Origin of the sequence: Streptomyces sp. Ru62 (assembly GCF_002920615.1) — a bacterium.
In the GTDB taxonomy this organism is placed as follows: domain Bacteria; phylum Actinomycetota; class Actinomycetes; order Streptomycetales; family Streptomycetaceae; genus Streptomyces.
In genome coordinates, this window is the sequence record NZ_PQSU01000006.1 from 206690 (window position 1) to 228284 (window position 21595).

Here is a 21595-nt window from a genome sequence, read left to right on the forward strand (position 1 = left end):
GTCAGCAGGTGGCATTCAGTCGAAGTACACGCCGTTTCAACGTCGTTTCACCAGAGTTCCGCCTCGTGCCTACTTCACACTCACGCGTCGGCGTCGCCTCGGTATGTGCCGCGGCCTTGACGTTCACAGGACTGGTTGCCACCGGGCTGCTCGCCGCTCAGCCCGCGGCTGCCGCTGACCCGGCCGGCTACCAGAACGTTCGCATCAACGAGGTGACCTCCTCCAACAACGACACCGTGGAGCTGTACAACTCCGGCTCCACCGCGGTGAGCCTCAGCGGCTGGAAGATGTCCGACGACAGCTTCTCGCCGCAGTCGTTCACCCCGTCCGCCACCACGATCACTGCCGGCGGGTTCGTCACCTTCAACTCGCCCAAGGGGCTGGGTGACTCGGACAAGTTGGTGATCTACACGGCCGGCGGCGCTGTGGTCGACCGCGTCGAGTGGGCCACCGACAAGGCGAAACCGGCGATGGCACGCTGCGGGGGCGACGGCACCGGCGCGTGGGTGACCGCGACTGCCGCGACCACGTTCGGCGCCGCGAACGCCTCGGGCTGCCCGTCGTCCATCCCGTCGGTGAGCCAGGTGCGGATCAACGAAGTCACCTCCGACGGCTCGGACACGGTGGAGCTGTACAACGGCGGAACGAGCGCGGTCAGCATCGGGTCGTGGAAGTACGTCGACAACGACACCAGTCACTCCCCGGTCTCGGTCTCGTCCTCCTCTCCGAGCGCGTCGAGCATCCCTGCGCGCGGCTACATCACGTTCAACTCCGGCCTCGGTCTGGGCGACAACGACTCGCTCTTCCTCCTCGACGGCAACGGGACCACCGTCGACTCGGTGACCTGGGCCACCGACGGCGCCAAGCCGTCCGATGAGCGCTGCACGAACGGCACCGGCTGGTTCCGGACCTCCACGACCGCGACGCTCGGCAGCGCCAACTCCTGCACCGGCGGTGGCAGTGGCGGCGGCCAGACCGGCCATCTGCTGGGCGGCGGGGGCTCGCTGACCAGCGGCTGCACCCCTGAGGCGCCCTCCGGCACGAGCTCGACTCCGCCGGGCACGCCGGCGTGGCCGGGCGGCCTGGACGTCACGATCACGGACAACGTCTGCGCGTTCACCACGTCCACCGGCCCGGAGGGCCGCGACGTGAGCGGGCTGGCGTTCGATCCGGCGAACCCGTCGGTGCTGTGGGCCGCGAAGAACAAGAACTGGCTGTACAAGCTCGTCAAGAGCAACGGCAAGTGGGTCCCGGACCCGTCGTGGAGCGCGACCGGCAAGCAGATCCGTTTCGCGGGTGGCTCGGGCCAGCCGGACTCCGAGGGAGTCACGGTCGGCGGCAACGGCCACATCTACGTGACGTCCGAGCGTGACAACGCCGACAACACGGTTCCCAAGGACACGGTCATGGAGTTCGACCCGGCCGCGACCGGATCGACGCTGACGCCGGTCCACCAGTGGGACATGACGTCGCAGTTCCCCCAGCTCGACACGGGCAGCAAGGACGACGCCAACCTGGGCTTCGAGGGCGTCGGCTACGTGCCCGACAGCTGGCTGACCGCGAACGGCTGGGTCGACCCGCTCACCGGGGCCGCGTACAACCCGGCGAACTACCCGCTGCACGGGTCGGGCCTGTACTTCGCGGGCCTGGAGTGGGACGGCACGTTGCACGTCTACGGTCTGAACTCCGACGGCACGTTCACCACGTTCGGCACCGTCTCGACCGGCAAGGCCTCCGTGATAGACGTGATGTTCGACGCCGGAACCCAGCGCATCGTCGCGACCTGCGACAACACCTGCGGCGAGACGCACACCTTCATGAAGGTCAACGCGTCCGGCACGATCGTGCCGGATGTGACCTACACGAACCCGGCCGTGATGCCGGTCGACAATCTGGAGGGCTTCGCCATCGCGCCCGCGTCGACCTGCGTCAACGGGTTCCGCGAGGCGGTCTGGAGCGATGACGGCGTCTACGGCTTCGGCTCCGGAAGCTCCTCCTACGGACACGCCCTCTACAGCGGCACTTTTCCCTGCTGATCCCCCCTGACCGCAGGAGACGGCTCACGCACCGCCTCCGGGCGATGCCGGGCTACCGGGAGCTTCGTCGTACTCGTCATCCGGGAACCAGCCCGGCGGGCGGGGTCGTCGAGAGGTTGTCGTCGAAAGAAACCCGCCGCGAGCTCTCCGCCACCGGCCGGGACGCGGCCCGCCGCTGTCACGGCGGCCGCGCGTTCTTGCCGGGACGATCCGGACTGCTCGGCCTCGTCCAGCTCCTCGGAAAACCGACGTCCCAGGGCCCGTTTCACCTAATTATGTGATCATGATATACCTTCACATCTTCTTCACTGTACGTTTCCTAGGCTGGGACTCCTTGTGAGCGCTGCTGGTTCCGGCGGGCGGGTGCAACCCGCCCGTCCAGGTGATCCTTCCCGTGTCGGCCCGTACCGGATCATCGGCCGCCTCGGCTCCGGCGGCATGGGGACCGTCCACGCCGGTCTCACCGCCGACGGGCTCAGGGTCGCTGTCAAAGTGATCCACCCTGCACAGGCCGAAGACCCGGAGTTCCGGGCCCGGTTCCGCCGCGAGGTACAGCTGTCCGCGCGCGTGCAGGGGCCGTGCCTCGTGCCGCTGCTCGCCGCCGACCCCGAGGCCGACGCGCCCTGGCTGGCGACCGCCTACGCTCCGGGCCCCACCCTCAACCAGTACCTGGCCGACCACGGCCCCCTGACCGGCGGCACCTTGTACGCCTTCGCGACGGGTACGGCCCAAGCACTGGCGGCCGTCCACGACGCCGGCGTCGTCCACCGGGACGTGAAGCCGCAGAACGTCATCCTCACTCCGGCCGGGCCTCGCGTCCTCGACTTCGGCATCGCCCGCGCCGCCGACGGCACGAGCGTGACCCGGACGGGCGTCATGACCGGCACCCCCGGCTGGATCAGCCCCGAGTACTACCGCACCAGCACCGCCGGGCCGGAGGGCGACATGTTCGCCTGGGGCGCGCTCGTCGCCTACGCCGCCACCGGCCGGCTCCCGTTCGGTACCGGCGCGCCGGACGTCGTCGCGTTCCGTGTGATGTCCGGGGACCCCGACCTGGACGGTGTGTCCGAGGACCTCCGCGACATCGTGGAGAGCGCCCTCGCGAAGGAACCCGCCGACCGGATATCCGCCGCCTCGGCCTCCCAGGAGTGCTCGCGGCTTCTCGCCTCCCAGGCCACCCAGGTCCTCGCGGGCAGCGACGGACCGGCACCCACGCGGGTCGGTGAACTGGTCACGGCCGTGTGGGAGATGCCCGCCGTGGACGACCCCACCTGGCACGCACCCTCCCCGCCCTCCCGCAGACGGGCCGTCACGACCGTGCTGGTGGCCGCCGCCGTGATCGGCGCTCTCGCCGGGGGCGCCTTGGCCATCCCGGCCGCCTTCCCGGACGGCGAAGACAGAGGCGGCGCACGCGGTGCCGACGCGGGCCGGCCGACCGCGTCCCCGGCCCGGCACACCGACGGCGCCACCGGGCCCGCCGGAACCCCTGGCCCCGCCGCGGCGACACGGACCGCTGCCGATCCGCGCGGGCTGCGCGTACCGACCGATCCGCTGGCGGGCGTGGCCCACCCGGCCTTCACACGGGCCGGTGACGAGGCCCAGCCGTCGGACGACGAGTGGAGGGCGAGCACCACCGCGAGCACTCAGGAGGAGAAGGACACCGCCCGGGCGATCGAGGACGATGTGAAGTCCATGCTCGCCACCAAGGGCCTGAACCACCTCCCCGCCACGGTCACGTTCAACCGGCGTGCGCAGACCGTGATGGTGACCGGCGGGCCGGTCTCCCAACTGCCCGAGGACGACCAGGAGGTGTTCCGCAGGGCAGGAGAGACGGCATCCTGCACCACTCTCGCGCGCCGCCTCCAGGGCACCCCCACCACCTGGCCCTACGGCCGTTACTCCGTCTTCTGGAAGAACTCCGACGACGACACCGAGGCGGACGTCCTCGGCTTCGGCCAGGCCACCGACGGGTGCTACAACGAGGTAGCCGGGCAGTGGCAGGGGGACGAGTCCGGTATGGCGACCGCGCAGATACCCAGTGCCGACAAGGACGAGATCCGGGTCGCCGACGCCACCGACAAGGCCATCACCGCCGCGTGGAGGACCCGGGTCGCCGAGGGCAACGGCGTGGACCCCTCCGCCGCGGACGACGACATCAGCCTCGGGTTCGACCCGGCCGAGAAGGCCGCGTACGTGTGGATCCAGGACACCTATGGAGCGCTGATCGGACGCGCCCAGAGAGACAACTTCCAGGACGTCGTCCGAAGGACCGCCTGCGGGAAGCTGAGGGACGAGTACAGCAGGAACCGATCCTGGCGGTACATCCGCTGGTCCGTGGCCGTCTACAGCGGCAACATGGCGACCCCCGAGTTCATCGGCTCGGGTGACTGCCTCTCCTGACCGCTCCTCGTCACTTCGCCGCGGCTTCGGGAGAACAGGGCCGGGACGGCCGCCTCACCGCAGGCGCTCAGCCCGGAGCTCCGCCGCGGGGCAGTCGGCGATGCCCCCGGCCCGGCCCTCCCCTCCGGTGAGGAGACGGACCGGCCGCGCGAGTTGTCCGGCCGCAGACCACTGAGCCGAACGGCCCGACTGTAGGTGCCAGGGGTGACCTCCCCTTCCCCATGGCCTGCCGTGAGGTCCTCCAGAGGCGGCGTCATGTCGGCGCCCTGTCGACGCAGCGGGAGCAGTGGCGCTGGAAGGCGAGGGTGATGGTGGCGGTGGGCACGTCACGGTGCTCCGCCAGGACCAGGTCCTTCGCCGGTGCGGGGGTCTCGTGGACGTCGGGGTGGCGGGCCCGCTGGTCCAGTGCGGGCACGCTGTGGTGGAGGTGCGGTGGTCCGACAGCGCGGTCCCGGACGCCGGCGGCCGTCTTGGCGGCGCCTTCGAACGTCCGCCGGGTCTGCTCCATCGTGGCGACATCGGTCGCCTGCTCCGGGACAGGGCCGGCCTCCCGGTCCGTGCGGGTCGGCCGCAGGCGGGGCCTCGGGGCAGCAGCACACCGGACATCGTCGTACTCGTGGTAGATCCTCCACTCGGCGTGGGATGGCTGTCAGAGGCGGACGAACTCGGCGGAGAGGACGAGTACGTATGGGCGATGCAGCACGATGTCCCCGGTGAGCGGCGCCCTGGAGATCACCCCGGCGCCCAGCCGTGGGCCTGTAGGACCGGTCCAGGTATGCGCTGCCGCACGGGTGGGACCAGACACCGCCTCTCGCGGTCGTGCACGACGAGCTCCTTCTCGACGGCACCGCCCGGCAGAACCCGGCGACGTTCGCCGGGAACGGGGCTCGGCGGCTGACGGCCAAGTGCGCCGAGGAAACGTGCGCCACACGGACGAGCATCCGCGGACCGCGGAACTCGACACCAGGTGCGTGTACGGACCTCACCGGGAGGACGAGGCCGGTGGCTTCGTCCCCGGCGCGCGCCCCGGCCGTCACTGACGCCAGAACACCAACCGCCGACCCGGCACGAGCCAGGAAGGGCCGGCCGACCCCTCTGGAGGAATGCCATGTGCCGTCTTTTCGGCCTCAGCAGCGCCCCGCGCCGTACCCACGACACCTTCTGGCTCCTGGACGCCCCCGACAGCCTGAGCCGGCAGAGCCACCGCGATCCCGACGGCACCGGCCTGGGCTACTTCACTGCCGAAGGCACCCCGCGCATCGACAAGTCCCCCGTCGCCGCATACCACGACCGTGCCTTCGCCGAGGCGGCCCGCGAGGTTGAATCGGCAACCTTCATCGCCCACGTGCGCTTCGCCTCCACCGGCAGCCTGGACGTACGCAACACCCATCCCTTCGAGCAGGACGGACGTCTCTTCGCCCACAACGGGGTCATCGAAGGTCTGGACAAGCTCGACGACCACCTGGGCGAGGACCGGTCACTGGTGAAAGGCGACACCGACTCCGAGCGGTTCTTCGCCCTGATCACCCGGGAGACACGGCGGCACGGCGGTGACGTCACCGAGGGCATCCGGCACGCCGCCCGATGGATCGCCGGCAACCTGCCCGTCTACGCCATCAACCTGATCCTCGTCACCCCCGGGGAACTGTGGGCCCTGCGCTACCCGGGCACCCACCACCTCTACGTCCTCGAACGCCAGGCGGGCGGCCAGCATGGCAACCGGCATCTCGACCACAGCGGCACCCACGGTCGCATGCGCATCCACTCATCGCACCTTGCCGAGCACCCCGCCGTGGTCGTCGCCAGCGAGCGTATGGACGACAACCCGCACTGGCGCGAGATGGAGCCCGGCGAACTGCTCCACGTCGGCCCCGGCCTCCGCCTCACCCGTCAGGTCGTTCTTCCCGATCCTCCGGCGCACCAGCTCACCCTCGGCGACCTGCGTCCCGACGCAGCCGCTTCCCAGAAACCGGCCTGAGGACGCCCGCACCGCAGCCATCAGGGACCCGGCCGGCCACCGGGTCGCACCCGCGGACGTCACGGTGCGACTCCGTAAGGACGCGGGCAGCTTCACGTTCCCCGGGCCGAGGCAGAAGTCCTCGACGTCACCGCCGGGCTGACGGCGGATCGGCGTGGCGGCCCCGGCCGACGCGCAACCGGCTGAGCGCGCCCGGCCCCCGGCCGTGACCGCGCCGCCCGCCGGCGATCGCGGAAGCGACCCGGGCGAAGGGGTCAATAGGCCGCGAGCAACTGCGCGAGCAGAGCCGCGGTGGCTGCGCCGGTCGAGGTCCGCGTCACGACGTTGAAGTCCCAGGTGATGCGTTCGTTGAGGGGGACGACTGCGATGCCTTCGCTTGGCGGGATCAGCAGTTCGGGAAGCAGTGCGATGCCGAGGCCGCCTGCGACGAAGACCGGAATCGAGTTGGTCTCGGTGACCTCGGCTCGGATGTCGCGCACAACACCGCGTGCGCTGAGCGCGGCGTCGAGGACGTCCCGGTTGCCGAAACCGACAGGCGCGTCCACGAAGCGCTCATCGGCGAGGTCTCCCAGCGCCAGGACCGGGCGCGATGCGAGGTGGTGGTCGGCCGCGACGATGGCCGCGTAGGGCGTTGTGGCGAGCCGGTGCACGGCAAGGTCCGGGGCGGCGGCCGCCGGAAGCCCGTACAGGCTTCCTCATCGCCTACGCCGGCATGACCATCCCGCCGCTGCTCACCGCCGCCGCGCTCAGGGTCTGGCCCACGGTCGCCGTGCTCGTCGGCCTTGTCACCCTGGCCGCGATCCTCGTCGCAATCTCCGGCTCCCGGATGCTGCGCCGCTGAAACACCTCAACGACCACGCTGCCCGTATCCGCGGACGGAGACGGGCCGACCGGGCGCTCAGCCGCCCGTGTGGTGGGTGCCGAGCGGTGGGCGGGCAGGGCCGCATCAGGCGGCGTTCGCCTCGTCTGTCAGACTGCTCGGGTGATCGTCAGACTCGCGCGAGAACAGGACCTCCCCCATTTTCTCGACCTGGCAGCCCAGGTCGAGCACTGGTTCGGCCCGATGGTCGAGGACCCTGGCTTCCATAGCGCCGTGGACACGCACATTCGCCAGTCTGCGGCGCTCGTCGCCACCTCCTCGGAATCGGCCCTCCTCGGCGGCCTGCTCTTCGGTGCGGAGCCCCCGATTTACCACGTCCATTGGCTCGTCGTCTCCGAGAAGGCACGCGGACAGGGCGTCGGCAGGGCGCTGATGGCCGACGCGACACGCAGGTTCGTGCTCGGCCCAGGCAGCATCGAGGTGGTCACCTTCGGTGCCGACCACCCGGGCGCTGCCGCCAGCGGGGCACGCACCTTCTACGAAGGTCTCGGTTTCACCCCGGCCGAAGCCACTGATCCAGGCCCGGAAGGCGGCTCACGGCAGATCTATCGCCGGGCAGTCACCTGATCCAGGCGACATGTGCCCCGGAGGAGGCAGTGGGCGCCGGTGGCCGGACGTCCACCCCGCACGTCACCACGTGGCCGAGCAGCTTCGGCGTCGGCGGCCACTTCTGGGAGTTCCGGCATCGGCGGCCGCTTCTGGGCCGGGAGTTCCGGCATCGGCACCTCGCGCCGATCGGCCCGTGCCGCTGTCGCCGCAACTCGGCCAGGGTTTTCCCCGGGTGCGCTCGGACCGCGTTGCTCGGACATGCGGGGCCGGTGAGCGCGACGGGGGGTCAGCGTGGGGCGAGGAGCCGTGCCGCGTGGTGCAGGACGTACCGTGCCACGTCCGTGCCGAGCGTGAGCCCCGCCTCGTCGGCCGACCGGGTGTGGATGCCGGAGAAGACCCGGGCGTCGGCGTTCTCGTCCGAGAGCTGCTTCCAGGTGGTGTAGGTCCGGGTGACACCGGGCGCGGTGGGACTGGTCAGTTCGAACGGGGCGGTGCGCGGTCCGACGAGCGCCGACAGGACGGTCTGCGCGGCGCCGGCGTAGGTGTTGTGGCCGCTCGGGTAGTCCGGATGGGCGGGGGTGGGGTGCAGCGGCGTCCAGTCGGGGTCGGGGTCGAGGGTGCCCGTGCGGATCGCGGTGACGGGACGCCAGCGTTCGTAGGCGTACTTGCTGTCGGAGGTGGCGATCTGCGTGTCGACCAGCGCCACGTGGAACAGTGCGACCAGTCGCGCCTGCCCGGCGATCCCCTGCCGCGTCCGGGAGAGCGCCACACGCAGCGGCTCGGTGTAGAGGGTGAGGGAGGAGCCGAGCCAGAAGGTGGCGGTCTCCGTCTGGTGGGCGCTGCGCGCCGTGCTGTTCGCGGCGCCGTACGTGCGCACCTCGGCGAGGTCGGCGGCGTAGCGCCGGGAGTCGAGGGCGGGCGGCGGGGCGAGCCGGAACCGGCTCTGTGTGCCGAGCAGGAACGGGGCGGCGAGACGGTTGCCGTACTGGGCCGCAGGTGCGTGGTCGGGTGGCGTCGGCTGCCACACGCCCGGCGCCGCGGGCTTGACGGGATAAGGGGCGTTGACCGAGGCGGGGTCCAGGCCGTCGCCCTCCCTCCACTTCAGGACGAGGTCCGCCTGTCGCTCCCCCGCCGCGACGCCCCGCTCCTCGGCCGGGCCGTCGGGGATGGCGGCGAGGGTCTTCTCGTACGTCTCGTCGAGCTGCTCCGCGCGGCTCGGGACCAGCGTCACCAGCGCGCGGTGTACGGCCCCGGCGAGCGCCGCCTCCTGATACGCGCCGCGCTCGACACCCGCGGGCACGCTCTGGGTGGCCCGGGCCGCCGCTAGCCAACTGACGGCCCACGTCCGGCTGTTGGTGATCTGGGTGGGCGCTCCCGCCGTCGCGATGGTCTCGGCTGTGGCGTCGTACCAGGCGAGCGCCGTGGTGGTACGGCCGGCCGCCGTGGCCTGCGGAACCTCGACGGAGGCGGTCAACAGCGCCGCCGTGCCCAGGACGACGAGGGCGTGCCGGATTCTGTTCGGACTCATGCGTTCTCCTCGGGCTTCGGTGGGTGCGCGGGTGTTCGGTGGTGTTCGGCTGTTCAGGGGCGTTCGGGGGTTCGGGTGGAGTGGGAAGGCCTTGTGGTGCGGTCGCCGGCGGGGGCGCTGCGCCCGTGCCGTGGAGGATCAGGTCGCCTCCTTGGAGAAGGGGGTCTCGTCGGCGTGGTGCACCGGCACGGGTGCCATCGGGCGAGACGGCGGGGTGGCGTCTCGCCGCAGGGAGAGCAGCAGGGCCACACCGAGCAGGCCCGCGCAGACACAGCAGGCCAGCGCGTACCCGGCCCGGTCGTGACCGCCTCCCGGCGGACCGGAAGCGACGTGCAGATAGACGGCGGGGACGGCGGTGAGGCAGACGGCCGCCGCGATGCGCTGGGCCATTTGCAGGATGCCACCGCCCACCCCCGCGGCCTGGGGCGGAGCGTGCTCGAGCACCTGGGCCTGGTTGGGCGAGACGGTGATCCCCCCGGCGACGCCGGACATCAGCTGTGTTCCGGCCAACGCCGTCGGCAGTACCGCCGCCGGCACCCAGAGCGCGACGGCCGCGCCCGTCAGGGACGCACCGGCGCCCAGGGCCAGGCCGACGGTCACCGTACGCGGTCCGATCCGTCGTACCAGCCGCCACGCGAGGGCGGAGGAGAGGCCCATCCCCACCGCTCCGGGAAGGGTGATCACCGCCGTGAGCAGAGCGGACAGGCCGAGCCCGTCCTGAAGGAAGACGGTGAGCACGAGGAACGCGGCCAGTGACGAGCCGAACTGGGCCATGGCGACGGCCGTACCCAGCATGTACGGCTTCGACGAGGTCAGCGCCGGGTGCACCAGCGGCTGACGGCCCCGCCGAACCCGCAGACGCTGCTGCACAGCCAGGACGGCTGCCAGCGCGCACGGCATGGTGCCCCACAGGAGCGCCTGTGCCCCGCTGTCCGGGGTGCGGATGAAGGGCACCATCAGCGTCAGTGTGCATCCGCAGAGCAGGCTGAGGCCGAGGACGTCCAGCCGGGAGCTCCGGGCGGTGCGCCGGGACGGGGGCAGTCGGCGGCCGGCGAGGGTCAGGGTGAGCAGCGCGCACGGTGGGCTCAGCAACAGGCAGCACCGCCAGCCCGCTTCGGGGCCGAGTCCGGCGACCAGCCCCCCGCCGAGGGGTGGGCCGAGGGCCGTGGCCACGCCGCCCGTGACCGCGTAGAGGCCCAGGGCACGACCGCGGGCGGGGCCGTGGAAGACGTCCTGGACGGTGCCGATCACCTGCGCGTTGACGAGCCCGGCCGCGGCGCCCTGGGCCAGCCGGGCACCGATGACGGTGCCCGGCCCCGCCGCGGTCGCGGCCGTCACCCCGGCCAGGAGGAAGACCGCCATCCCGGTCATGAGGAGATGCTTGCGGCCGTGCAGGTCACCGAGGCTGCCACCCGGTACGAGGGCCAGGCCGAAGGCCAGCGAGTACCCAGCCACGATCCACTGGACGTCCGCGCCCGTGGCCTGGAGCGACTGGCGCATGCTCGGCACCGCGATGGTGAGCACGGCCTGGTCGAGCAGGGTCGTGGCGCCCGCGGCCAGGCACACCAGCAGGACCCCTCGTGCGGCGCGGTTCCCTCCCGGCGGCATCTACACCCGCCCGGACGGCCGCGACAGGCCGAGGTGGTCGCGCGGGGTACGGCCCGTGCCGCGGGTACGGAAGGGGCCGTGGGTGCCGCCCGTGCGGTGGGTGCGGAAAGGGCCGTGGGTGCAGCCCGTGCCGTGAGTGCGGAAGGAGCCGTGAGTGCAACCCGTGCCCTGAGTGCGGAACGGACCGTGGGTGCGGCCCGTGCCGTGGGTGCGGCCCGTGCCGTGGGTGCGGCCCGTGCCGTGAGTGCGGCCCCTGCCGTGGATGCGGCCCCTGCCGTGGATGCGGCCCGTGCCGTGAGTGCGGAACGGGCCCTGGGTGCGGAACAGACCGTGCGTACGGTACGAGCTCTGGGTGGGGAACAGACCGTGCGTGCGGAACAGACCGTGGCGGCGCGTCCCTGGGATGGAGCCCACATCGTGGGCGGCGGGGTGGAGTTCGGCGAGAAGGGGGGCACGGTCGGCTTCCGGGGGGTGGAAGCGGGGGATGCCGTGGACGGGCAGGGGTGGGGACTGAGCCATGGGGGTTCCTTCACGGCAGGGCGGACGCGCGCGTCGCCTCACCACCACGCCCGGACGCGGGCCGGTCGGCGGCGAGGGAAGGATGCGAGGCGGAAGGAGAAGGGCGGGATCGCGAGCCGTCGAACGGCGATCAGCAACAGACCTGGTCGAACTGGTCGGCTCGGCGGCTCACCCAGAACGGGTCGAGCAGCACCGTGTGCGCCGGGCCAGTGGTCTCCATGGCCGGATCAAAGCACACCCGGAAGGACGCGTCCACCATGCGTCCCATCCGGTGAGACGCCCACCCGCCAGGGGCGACCTTGACATTCACCGGGGCCGACGACGTACGTTGAACGGGAAATTTCCTGACGGTCGGAGGCTCTGATGCGCGTACCGGGCGCGGCACCGTGCGGTGCGTGCAGCGGTGCGCGGCTCGTCATCCGGCGGCACGTCGACTACTGCCGAACCTCTTCCGCCGTCTGTCCTTCCGTACACACCTGACCCCTGCCGGCCGCCCCGCCGGCCGTCTCGTCGCGGCCCTGTGCCGCGAGTCATCGTGCGTGTTCCCGGAAGGAACCCCATTGTCCGGCCCTGCCCTGCACCTGGCCGTCGAGATCGATGGTGACGGCGCCCATCCCGCGGCCTGGCGCCGCGCCGCCCACTCCCCCGATCGGCTGCTCACCCCGCGCCGCGTGGCCGAGGTCGCCGCCATCGCCGAGAACGCCGGGTTCACCCTGATCACCCTGGACGACGGCGTGCTGCCGCCCGGCGCCTCACCGGATCCGGTGGGCCGCATCGGCGCGGTGGAGCGGGCGGCCTTCGTCGCGGCGTCCACGAGCACCCTCGGTATCGCGCCCGCCGTTCCGCTCACGTATGCCGAACCCTTCCACGTGTCCGGTCAGTTGGCGTCCCTGGACCACATCTCCGCCGGTCGCGCCGGGTGGGTGGTGACGGAGGAGGAGCGTCCGGAGGCGGCCCGTGCCTGGGGGCGCCCGCTGGTCGTCGACGCCGGGGCACGGGCCCGGGAGTCGGCCGACGGGGTCGAGGTGGCCCGCGCGCTGTGGGACTCCTGGGAGGACGACGCGGTCATCCGGTCCGTGGCCACCAGCCGCTACCTCGACCGCGAGCGGCTGCACCACATCGACTTCACCGGTGAGACGTACACCGTCAAGGGCCCGGCAATAGTCCCGCGCCCGCCCCAGGGCCAGCTCGTCGTGGTGGGGCGGCCGGACCGGGTTCCCCCCGCACGGCTCGACATCGCCCTCGTCGAAGGGCACGACCCCGCGTCGGTCGCCGCGGCCGCCACAGCCGCCGGGACGCCCCGCGTCTTCGCCGAGGTCGAGGTGGCGCTGGACACGCCGGGGGCAACGGCCGCCGAGCGGGTCGCCGACCTGGAACGGCACGCGGCCTGGCGCGACCGGGGACGGCTGCGGCACATCGGTTCCGCGGAGCGGCTGGTCGGCCTCCTGGCCGAGCTGAGCCGTCACATCGACGGCGTACGGCTGCATCCGCTGGTGCTGGACGAGGATCTGCCCGTCCTCTCCCGCCTCGTCCTGCCCGCCCTGTCCGGTCAGCGGCTCGTCGCCCGTCCGTTGCCCGGTACGTCCCTGCGCTCGACCCTGGGTCTGGAGCGCCCCGACAATCGGTTCGCCGCCGCGGCCCCGGCCGCCCAGGAGGACGCCCGATGACCCGCACCGATCCCCTCGACGTCCCCCGGCCGCACGCCCAGCTCCACTTCGGGGTGTTCTTCCAGGGCGTCAACCACTGGACGGTCTGGTCCGCCCCCGACAGCGGCTCCCAGATCGACCCCGCCTCCTTCCGCCGTGTCGCCCAGACCGCGGAACGGGGCCTGTTCGACGCGTTCTTCCTCGGTGAGGGGCTGCGGCTGCGCGAGGTCGACGGCAAGATCCACGACCTGGACGTGGCCGGGCGGCCGGACGCCATCACCCAGCTCGCCGCGCTGGCCGCCGTCACCCGCCGCATCGGTCTGGTCTCGACCTCCAACTCCACCTTCAACGAGCCCGCCGATCTGGCCCGCCGCCTGTCCGGCCTCGACCTCCTCTCCGAGGGCCGCGCCGGCTGGAACGTGGTGACCACGGACAACGCCTGGACCGGTGCGAACTTCCGCCGCGGCGGCTACCTCGACCACGCCGACCGCTACCGGCGCGCCGAGGAGTTCCTCACCGTGGCCCGCGCCCTGTGGGACGGCTGGGAGGACGGCGCTGTCGCCGGCTCCGCGGGCGCGCCGGCCTGGTCGACGCCCGGCGCCGTGCACCCGGTGCGCCACAAGGGTCCGCAGTTCGACGTCGACCTCGCTCCGACCTTGCCGCGCAGCGCCCAGGGCCACCCCGTGATCTTCCAGGCCGGTGACTCCGGCGAGGGACGCGACTTCGCCGCCCGCAACGCCGACGTCATCTTCTCCGCGCACGGCACCGACTTCGACGACGCGCTGGCCTTCGCCGACGACATCCGGCGCCGGCTGCGGGCGGGCGGGCGCCCCGAGGACGATCTGCGGATCCTGCCCGGCACCGAGATCATCCTCGGCGCGACCGAGGAGGAGGCCCAGGAGAAGAAGCGCTGGGTCCGGCTGCAACAGGTCACTCCGGCAACGGCCTTGGGGATCGCCGGGCTGCTGTGGGGCATCGACCTGTCTGACCGCGACGCCGACGGGCCACTGCCCAAGGAGGATCCGGTCGTCGGCGAGAACGACGGCTCCTTCGGGGCCCGGCGCGTCGCCGACCCGCGTGCGGTCGTGGCCGAGTGGCGTGCGAAGGCGGAGGCGCACGGCTGGTCGCTGCGTGAGACCGTCATCGCGCTCGGCCCGCAGCGCGGGCACGTCGGCACTCCGTCCGCCCTGGCCGACAAGTTCGCCCGCTTCGTGCGGCACGGCGCGATCGACGGCTTCAACGTCACGCCCTACCTCATCCCCGACGGTCTCGACGACATCGTCGACCTGCTCGTCCCGGAACTGCAGGAACGCGGGGTCTACCGCACCGAGTACACCGGCACCACACTCCGCGAACACCTCGGCCTGCGCGAACCACTCACCCGCCGGTCCGCGCCGGACCGGCGACGGGCGGGCTGAGCCCCGGACGGGACCCCGTACACATGACTGACAAGAAGCTGTCATACCCGGGCCGGAATGCGGGTCCGACCGGCACCCGTTGTGAACTGACATGACTGTTGGAGTAGCGCTCAACGCGTCCGACGCGCCGAACCAGGTCGACGCCACCGTGCAACTGGCCCGGGAGGCAGCCGAGTTCGGTCTCACGTCGGCCTGGTTCGGCCAGACCTTCGGCGCGGACTCACCCCAGCTCGCGGCGATCGTCGGGCGTGAAGTGCCCGGACTGCACGTCGGCACCTCCGCGATCCCCGTCTTCGGCCGCCACCCGCTGCTGGTCTCCAGCCAGGCCCAGACCGCCCAGGCCGCCACGCACGGCCGCTACCACCTCGGTCTGGCCCTGGGCACGAAACTCCTGACGGAGGGCGGCTTCGGCCTGCCCTTCGAACGCCCCATCGCCCGCCTGCGTGAATTCCTCACCGCGCTGCTTCAGTTGACCGAGACCGGCACGGCCGACTTCCACGGTGAACTGCTCACCGCCGCCACCCCGGTCCCGGCGCGGGTACCGGGCGCCGAGAACGGCGTCCCCCTGCTGGTCGCCGCGATGGGGCCGCAGGCGCTGCGGGTCAGTGGTGAGCTGGCGGACGGGATCCTGCCCTACCTGGCGGGACCACGCGCCCTGGCCGACCACATCGTCCCCGCCCTGACCGCCGCCGCCGAGGCCGCCGGCCGCCCCTCGCCCCGGATCGTGGCCCTCGTGCCCGGCGTGGTCACCGACGACGTCGACGCGGTGCGGGCCAAGGCCACCGAGAGCCTCGCGTTCTACGAGCAGATCCCGTCCTACGCCCGGGTCATCGAACTGTCCGGCGGCCGACGGGCCGCCGACCTGGCCGTGATCGGCGACGAGAAGACCGTCGAGGCCGAGGTACGCCGTTACCGCGACGCCGGCGCCACCGAGGTCGTGTTCTCGGGCACCGAGATCGCCGGAGAGGCCGACCGCCGACGCACCTGGCGGCTCCTCGGCGAACTGGCCCGCTGAGCACGCCGGTCGCGCCGACGCCCCGGCCGGCCCCCGCCCCCGTGCCCCCTCCGCACCCCGTGACGAAGGAGAACCCATGACCACCGAGGCCACCACGACGGACCGCGACGCCTTCACGGAGAACTGGCTGGACTGGTACCGCGCCCAAGAGGCCCGGCTCGCCGCCCCGCACGGGTTCCTGGCGATCACCGGCCTGCACTGGCTCGACGACCGGCCGCAGCGCTTCCCGGACGCTCCCGGTACCTGGCGCACCGGCCCCGAGGGCGTCGTCGTGGACCTCGACGACGGCGAGGAACTGGTCGTCGACGGAACACCGGTGCGCGGTGAGCACCACTTCGGCGTGCTTCCCGAGCGCGGCGGCGTCGACGCGGCCTGGGGGGACGCCGTCATCGAGATCGCCCGGCGCGGCGGGCACGACATCGTGCGCCCCCGGCACCCGGACGCACCGCTGCGCACCGCCTTCACCGGAACGCCCGCCTACTCCCCCGACCCGCGCTGGGCGGTGTCGGGCCGCTACATCCCCTTCGACACGCCACGGCCGACCACCGTGGGCGCCGCGGTCGAGGGCCTTGAGCACGTGTACGACGCCCCGGGCAGGATCGAGTTCGAGCTGGACGGGCGCCCGCTGTCGCTGACCGCGTTCCCCGGCCATGGTGCGGGCCGGCTGATGGTGCTGTTCACCGACGCGACCTCCGGGGTCACCACCTACGCCGCCAACCGGGCCCTGACCCTGGAGCCGCCCGCCGCCGACGGTACGGTCGTCCTGGACTTCAACCGTGCCGCGAACCTGCCGTGCGCCTATACGGACCTGGCCACCTGCCCGCTGCCCCCGGCCGAGAACCGGCTGCCGGTGGCGATCGAGGCCGGCCACAAGATCCCCCGCGAGCGCGGCGGTTCCTGAGCCGGACCCGGTCCCACGCCGACGGGCGCCCCTCCCGCGCGGCGGGGTGCTCCGGGTGCGGGGGCGCGATCAGCGGCGATCCCGGGCCCGCCACCTCGCCGACCGGGCCTGACGGGCGCGGTCCCGCGCGGCCGCCCCACCGCAGCGGTCAGCTCGCGGAGCCAGGGCCGGGCGGGATGTGCACCGTCATGATCAGGTGGCAGGTCCCGGTGCCCGCGCCACGGTAGGTGTGCGGGGCGTCGCCGTCGAAGGTGGCCGTCTGCCCGGCCTCGACGGCATGCTCGGTGCCGTCGACGACGAGCACCATCCGGCCGGCGGTGACGCTGACCGTCTCCACGACCCCGGGCTGGTGGGGATGGCTGGGGTACTCCTCCCCCGGTTCCAGTCTCCAGCGCCAGACCTCGACCGGGGCCGGTCCCGAGGTGGTGAGCATGAGCCGCGCCTCGCCGCCCTTCTCCCCGGCCCACAAGGGCATGACGGCGTCGGCGGACACGACCCGGACGCGGCCCTCGGCAGGGCCTTCCATCAGCGCGGACACGGAGATGCCGAGGGTGTCGGCGAGGCGGACGAGGGTGGCGAAGTTCGGATTGCCCTGGGCCTTCTCCAGGGCGACCAGGGCGCCCTTGCTGACCTTGGCGCGCCGGCCGAGTTCGTCCAGGGACAGCCCGGCGCGGGTACGGGCCGCGCGGACGTTGTGCGCGAGCGTCCGCAACGCCGCCTCGGTCCCGGCCATCGTCATCACCCTTCCGGCAGTGGATCAGTGCAGTGCACCGCGCGGTCGTTCGGTTGACGAATCCCGGTCGGTGCGCTGTACGGTGTAGTCGTTCCATTGATAGTAAGGGATGACCCGTGATCGCTCCGCTGCCGGCCCTGGGCCGTTCCCTGGCCTACGGGTGCGCCGACTTCCTCGGCGGGCTCGGCGCACGCGAAGAGCGCCCGCCCGTCGCATGCCGTGCTCCTGCCGGCCTTCGGCGCCGGCGCCGCCATCGCCCGGCAGCTGGTCTTCCTGCACCAGGCGCCCTCCGGCGGTCGCGTCGGCCCGCTGATCACCGGTCGCGCCGCGTCCAGCGCCGTCGCCCTGGCCACGGTCGGGCCGATGGTCCGGCGGCAGGGGCCCGAGAAGCCGGCGTACGCGACGTCGGCGACGGCCGGGGGCTCGACTCGGTCGCATGCCTGCTGTTCCTCGCCGCCCGCAGCGTTGACCTCGCCGTCGCCGCCGTGATCACCGCCCTGTACCCGGCCGACACGGTCCCGCTCGCCCGCGGTGTCCTCGCCGGGCGGATCCACCGCGGGCAGCTCACCGGCCCGCGCACCGCCGCCGTCGGCCTCCTCGCCCTCGCCTGACCTCCCGCACCTCCGCCCCGGAAGGACCCGCACGTGTTCATCCACCCCTGGGACGCCGCCCTGGACGACGCCGAGTGGCAGACCTGGATAGCCGACGGCCACGACTTCGGCATCCTCAGCGTCAACGGCCTGCCCGGACAGGCGCCCGTCGTCGTACCCACCCACTTCGCCGTCGACGGCCGCACCTTGCTGGTCCACCTCGCCCGGCCCAACCCGGTCTGGCAGACGATCGAGGCCGACCCGAACGTCACCTTCACCGTCACCGGCGACTACGCCTTCATCCCCGGCCCTTGGCGCGCCCAGCCCGGTACACCGCCCACCGACGGCGTTCCGACCAGCTACTACGCGGCCGTCCAGTTCACCTGCCGGGCCACGGTCATCGAGGACCCGGCGGCCAAGGCCGAGCTGCTGCGCCGCCAGATGGCCCACTTCCAGCCCGAAGGGGACCACGCCCCCATCGACCCCGGCCGGCCGCCCTACGGGCGGATGCTGTCCGGCATCCGCGGTCTGCGCCTGGACGTCACCGAGGTCCGCGCGAAGTTCAAGTACGACGACCACAAACCCGTGGAACAGCGCACCGACACCGCCCGCCGGCTCACCGAGCGCGGCACCGGCCTCGACGCGCCCACGGCCGCCCAGCAGCGCCGCCGCCTGGACCGCATCGGCCCCTGGAAAGCCTGAACCCGCCGTACCAGCCCGCCCCTTCGGAACGGACTCTCCACGATGACCACCTTCCGTCTCAGCCCCGCCGTGGCCGACGCCTTCCCCGACACCCTCATCGCCGTCGTCACCGCGACCGGGCTGCGCGGCCACGAACCGTGGCCCGCCACCACCGCCGCCCTTGAGGAGCTGGAGCGACAGCTCGCCGACGGCGCCTGGCGGCCCGCTGACGAGAGCGACCCGCGCATCGAGGCGTGGCACACCGCCTACCGTTCCTTCGGCACCAACCCCCGCCGGGTCCGGCCCAGCGTCGACGCCCTCGGACGCCGGTTCGCGAAGAAGAGCACCCTGCCCCGGATCAACCCGGCCGTCGACTCCTACAACGCCGTCTCCGTCCGCCACGGCCTGCCCGCCGGTGCCTTCGACCTCGACCACGTCACCGGGGACGTCGACATCCGCCACGCCGACGGCAGCGAGACCTTCACCCCGCTCGGCGAACCCGGCACCACCGAACACCCCAAGGCCGGCGAGATCATCTACGCCGACACCACCGACGTACTGACCCGCCACTGGAACCACCGCGACGCCCACCGCACCCGCGTCACCGAGGACTCCACCCACGTCGCCTTCGTCCTCGAAACCCTCCACGCCACCCGCGACGGACACCTCCTCAGGACCGCCGCCGGCGAACTACGGGACCTGCTGGCCCCGCACACCGACCGGACCCGGGTGCACCACCTCACCCGCGCACAGCCGCAGGCCACCCCCTGAACTCCCGCCGGCCGCGAGGACGGCCCCGGGCCGGAGCGGTCCCAAGTCGGCCGTGCCGTCCTATCGTTGGCGGATGCGCGCACACCCCATCGCCCGCCCTGCCGATCTCGACGTGGTGCGTGAGTCCTATGACCGCGTGGCCGACAACTACGCCCACATGGTGGTGACCACGGGGGTCGGCGACATCCGTCGCCATCCCTGGCTCAAGGCGTCGATCGACGCCTTCGCGGACACCGTGAGGGGGCTCGGGCCGGTCCTCGACGTCGGCTGCGGCCCCGGAACGGTGACCGCGTACCTCGCCGAACGCGGACTCGACGTGTCCGGGGTGGACCTCTCCCCCCGCATGATCGAGAACGCGCGCCGTCTTCATCCGCACTGCCGTTTCAGTGTCGCCTCTGCCTCCGACCTCGACCTCCGTGAAGCCTCCCTCGGCGGCGTGCTCGCGTGGTGGTCGCTGTTCAACCTCCCCCGTGACGTCCTCCCCCAGGTCCTCGCCCTGCTCGCACGCGCGTTGAAGCCGGGCGGGCACCTCATCACCGGGACACACGTCGGGGACGAGGACGCGGTGCGCACCGAGGCCTACGGGGGCGTCCCCGTTCGGTGGACGACGTACAAGTGGCGGCCGGAACAACTCGTGGACCTGTTGGAGAAGGCGGGCCTGCACCCGGTCGCCGAACTCCGGCTCCCTCCGGAGGAGTACAGCGGGCCGGGTGTGGTCGTCATGGCCAGGCGCCCCGGCCGGTGACCGGCGGCCCGCCCGCAGGCCTCTCGATCCGCCCGAAGACCGGCTCACCCGGGGCCCTGGCGCGAGGTTCATGCTGGACCGGGCACGGCCGGGGCGTGGATCGTCCCCGCCGCCCCGGTCGCCGCTGACCCCGGCCGTGCCTGCCCACGACACGAAAGGACACCCGTACATGACCCCGGAGCAGTGGGAGACCATCGGCCGCCTGGTCGACTGGCTCGACAGGGAGAACGGCCGCGACGAGCACGAGCGGGCGCTGCGCCTGATCAAGCTCACGGAGGAGGTCGGCGAGGCCGGGCAGGCGTACGTCGGTCTGACCGGGCAGAACCCCCGCAAGGGCGTCACCCACACGTCGGCCGATGTCGCCGACGAGCTGTGCGACGTGATCGTCACCGCCGCCGTGGCGCTGCACAGCTTCAGCCCCGACCCGGCCGCCACGTTCGCCGCGAAGCTGGACGCGATCGCCACCCGCACCTTCGGCCCCCCGTCCGCCATGCAGTGACCCTCCGACGAGGCCCCCGGCCACCCCCTCCGCGAGGGGTGCGGCCGGGGGCCTTCCTGCGTGCGGTGCCGTCCACCTGATGCGCCACGGCGCACGAGGACGCGTCTCCCAGGTCTCCTCCCGTTCAGGGGCGGGCGGCCGCGTAGAGGACGTCGCGCAGTTCGGGCAGGGTCTCGCGGTCCTTGCGCCACACGAGGCGCAGGCTGAGGTCGGGTACGGGGAGGGCCAGTTGGACGAGGGTGCCGGCGCGGAGGCTGTCGGTGACGGCGAAGCGGGGCAGCAGGGTGACGCCGAGGCCGTGTTCGGCCCAGGCGCGCATCACGGGGACGCCGCCGGCTCGGACGCGTCGGGGGCCGGCGCCGAGGAGGTGCTGCCCGGCCAGCCAGAAGGAGCATTCCGGGACGTTGACCAGGAGCCGTTCGTCGTCGAGGTCGGCGGGGGTCAACGCGGGCCGGGCGGCCAGGGAGTGGGTCGGGGCCGCGACGAGGGCCAGGGGCACGGGGTCGAGGTCGAGGAAGGCCAGGGGTTCGTCGGGGGCGGGGAAGCCGAGCCCGCCGAGTGCTTCCCCGGCGTCCAGCAGGAGGGCCGCGTCGAGGCGCCCGTCGGCGACGTCGGTGAGCAGCCCGTGGCGGGTGCGGTCGGAGTGGACGTCGACCGTGATGTCGGGGCGGCGTTCGGCCAGCCGGGCGAGGACGAGGGGAACGTGGGAGCCGGCGAGGGTCTCCAGGGCGCCGAGCCGTAGCCGCAAGCGCTCGCCGCGGACGTCGTGGACGGCCTGTTCGGCGGTGTCGAGCAGCGTGCGTGCCCAGCCGCGCAGCCGCTCCCCGGCGGGGGTCGGTTCCATTCCTCTGGGGCCACGCGTGAACAAGGAGACGCCGAGGCCGCCTTCGAGGGTGCGGATCTGCTGCGAGACGGAGGAGGGGGCGAGACCGAGGGCGACGGCGGCGTCCGTGACCGTCCGGTGCCGGATCACGGCCTCGAAGGTGACGAGTTGGCGTAGTTCCACGTACGCGCCCAACACCGTTGCAGCGTACTGAATTTCCGAACGCGGTGTGCGGCTGCGCCGGTGGAGCGCCCCGTACGGTCGGACCCAAGGTG

20 protein-coding genes and 1 pseudogene are annotated in these 21595 nt (G+C 72.6%); 14 read left to right on the top strand and 7 right to left on the bottom strand.

Annotated elements, in window-relative coordinates:
* Positions 1-116: 116 nt before the first annotated feature.
* Together C3492_RS10720 and C3492_RS10725 are read left to right on the top strand one after the other, a co-directional pair.
* Entirely contained in the window at positions 117-2036 is a 1920-nt protein-coding gene (locus tag C3492_RS10720) for a lamin tail domain-containing protein (protein WP_258055605.1), read from the top strand.
* A gap of 363 nt (positions 2037-2399) precedes the next feature.
* Positions 2400-4436 carry a protein kinase gene (locus tag C3492_RS10725; protein ID WP_308461137.1) on the top strand — a complete coding sequence of 679 codons (2037 nt, stop codon included), beginning with the start codon at positions 2400-2402 and terminating at the stop codon, positions 4434-4436.
* 253 nt (positions 4437-4689) lie between these two features.
* Here C3492_RS10725 and C3492_RS10730 read toward each other — a convergent pair whose 3' ends face one another.
* Positions 4690-4944 carry a hypothetical protein gene (locus tag C3492_RS10730; protein WP_103811482.1) on the bottom strand — a complete coding sequence of 85 codons (255 nt, stop codon included), beginning with the start codon at positions 4942-4944 and terminating at the stop codon, positions 4690-4692.
* A gap of 600 nt (positions 4945-5544) precedes the next feature.
* Here C3492_RS10730 and C3492_RS10735 point away from each other — a divergent pair.
* The gene (locus C3492_RS10735) at positions 5545-6414 is read left to right on the top strand and encodes a class II glutamine amidotransferase (RefSeq protein WP_103811483.1); all 870 of its coding nucleotides are present in this window, start codon (positions 5545-5547) and stop codon (positions 6412-6414) included.
* A 254-nt stretch (positions 6415-6668) separates the two neighbouring features.
* Here the strand turns inward: C3492_RS10735 and C3492_RS10740 are convergent, their stop codons facing one another.
* On the bottom strand, positions 6669-7103 hold the full coding sequence (locus C3492_RS10740; RefSeq protein ID WP_103811484.1) for a LysR substrate-binding domain-containing protein: 435 nt from the start codon (positions 7101-7103) through the stop codon (positions 6669-6671).
* A gap of 23 nt (positions 7104-7126) precedes the next feature.
* Here C3492_RS10740 and C3492_RS45580 point away from each other — a divergent pair, with 23 nt between their 5' ends.
* Together C3492_RS45580 and C3492_RS10745 are read left to right on the top strand one after the other, a co-directional pair.
* On the top strand, positions 7127-7255 hold the full coding sequence (locus C3492_RS45580) for a hypothetical protein (RefSeq protein ID WP_258055606.1): 129 nt from the start codon (positions 7127-7129) through the stop codon (positions 7253-7255).
* A gap of 141 nt (positions 7256-7396) precedes the next feature.
* Complete coding sequence (locus C3492_RS10745; RefSeq protein ID WP_103811568.1) at positions 7397-7861, top strand: GNAT family N-acetyltransferase; 465 nt, start codon at positions 7397-7399, stop codon at positions 7859-7861.
* Between the two features lie 268 nt (positions 7862-8129).
* Here the strand turns inward: C3492_RS10745 and C3492_RS10750 are convergent, their stop codons facing one another.
* The 3 genes from C3492_RS10750 to C3492_RS10760 all read right to left on the bottom strand — a co-directional run bounded on the left by C3492_RS10750 (position 8130) and on the right by C3492_RS10760 (position 11498).
* The gene (locus C3492_RS10750) at positions 8130-9371 is read right to left on the bottom strand and encodes a vanadium-dependent haloperoxidase (protein ID WP_103811485.1); all 1242 of its coding nucleotides are present in this window, start codon (positions 9369-9371) and stop codon (positions 8130-8132) included.
* A gap of 138 nt (positions 9372-9509) precedes the next feature.
* Positions 9510-10979 carry an MFS transporter gene (locus C3492_RS10755; protein ID WP_103811486.1) on the bottom strand — a complete coding sequence of 490 codons (1470 nt, stop codon included), beginning with the start codon at positions 10977-10979 and terminating at the stop codon, positions 9510-9512.
* On the bottom strand, positions 10980-11498 hold the full coding sequence (locus C3492_RS10760; protein ID WP_103811487.1) for a hypothetical protein: 519 nt from the start codon (positions 11496-11498) through the stop codon (positions 10980-10982).
* A gap of 560 nt (positions 11499-12058) precedes the next feature.
* Here C3492_RS10760 and C3492_RS10765 point away from each other — a divergent pair.
* From C3492_RS10765 to C3492_RS10780, 4 genes are all read left to right on the top strand, one after another.
* A complete protein-coding gene (locus C3492_RS10765; RefSeq protein WP_103811488.1) occupies positions 12059-13165 on the top strand; it encodes an LLM class flavin-dependent oxidoreductase in 1107 nt (368 codons plus the stop codon).
* The gene (locus C3492_RS10770; protein WP_103811489.1) at positions 13162-14562 is read left to right on the top strand and encodes an NtaA/DmoA family FMN-dependent monooxygenase; all 1401 of its coding nucleotides are present in this window, start codon (positions 13162-13164) and stop codon (positions 14560-14562) included. The genes C3492_RS10765 and C3492_RS10770 overlap by 4 nt, the downstream gene beginning before the upstream one ends.
* A gap of 91 nt (positions 14563-14653) precedes the next feature.
* A complete protein-coding gene (locus tag C3492_RS10775; protein ID WP_103811490.1) occupies positions 14654-15577 on the top strand; it encodes an LLM class F420-dependent oxidoreductase in 924 nt (307 codons plus the stop codon).
* Positions 15578-15653: 76 nt separating this feature from the next.
* Positions 15654-16478 (top strand): DUF1684 domain-containing protein, encoded by an 825-nt coding sequence (locus C3492_RS10780; RefSeq protein WP_103811491.1) that lies wholly within the window; start codon positions 15654-15656, stop codon positions 16476-16478.
* Between the two features lie 148 nt (positions 16479-16626).
* On the opposite strand, the gene C3492_RS10785 is transcribed toward C3492_RS10780, so the two are convergent.
* Complete coding sequence (locus C3492_RS10785; protein ID WP_181140312.1) at positions 16627-17211, bottom strand: helix-turn-helix domain-containing protein; 585 nt, start codon at positions 17209-17211, stop codon at positions 16627-16629.
* A gap of 174 nt (positions 17212-17385) precedes the next feature.
* Here C3492_RS10785 and C3492_RS46865 point away from each other — a divergent pair.
* The 5 genes and pseudogenes from C3492_RS46865 to C3492_RS10810 all read left to right on the top strand — a co-directional run.
* Positions 17386-17822, top strand: a pseudogene (locus tag C3492_RS46865) (EamA family transporter); the annotation flags it as partial.
* A gap of 33 nt (positions 17823-17855) precedes the next feature.
* Positions 17856-18503 (top strand): FMN-binding negative transcriptional regulator, encoded by a 648-nt coding sequence (locus C3492_RS10795; protein WP_103811493.1) that lies wholly within the window; start codon positions 17856-17858, stop codon positions 18501-18503.
* A 42-nt stretch (positions 18504-18545) separates the two neighbouring features.
* Positions 18546-19253, top strand: a complete 708-nt coding sequence (locus C3492_RS10800; RefSeq protein ID WP_103811494.1) for a B3/4 domain-containing protein — start codon at positions 18546-18548, stop codon at positions 19251-19253.
* A 73-nt stretch (positions 19254-19326) separates the two neighbouring features.
* The gene (locus C3492_RS10805) at positions 19327-19998 is read left to right on the top strand and encodes a class I SAM-dependent methyltransferase (RefSeq protein ID WP_103811495.1); all 672 of its coding nucleotides are present in this window, start codon (positions 19327-19329) and stop codon (positions 19996-19998) included.
* 169 nt (positions 19999-20167) lie between these two features.
* A complete protein-coding gene (locus C3492_RS10810; protein ID WP_103811496.1) occupies positions 20168-20497 on the top strand; it encodes a MazG-like family protein in 330 nt (109 codons plus the stop codon).
* 124 nt (positions 20498-20621) lie between these two features.
* Here the strand turns inward: C3492_RS10810 and C3492_RS10815 are convergent, their stop codons facing one another.
* A complete protein-coding gene (locus tag C3492_RS10815; protein ID WP_258055609.1) occupies positions 20622-21518 on the bottom strand; it encodes a LysR family transcriptional regulator in 897 nt (298 codons plus the stop codon).
* Positions 21519-21595 lie beyond the last annotated feature (77 nt).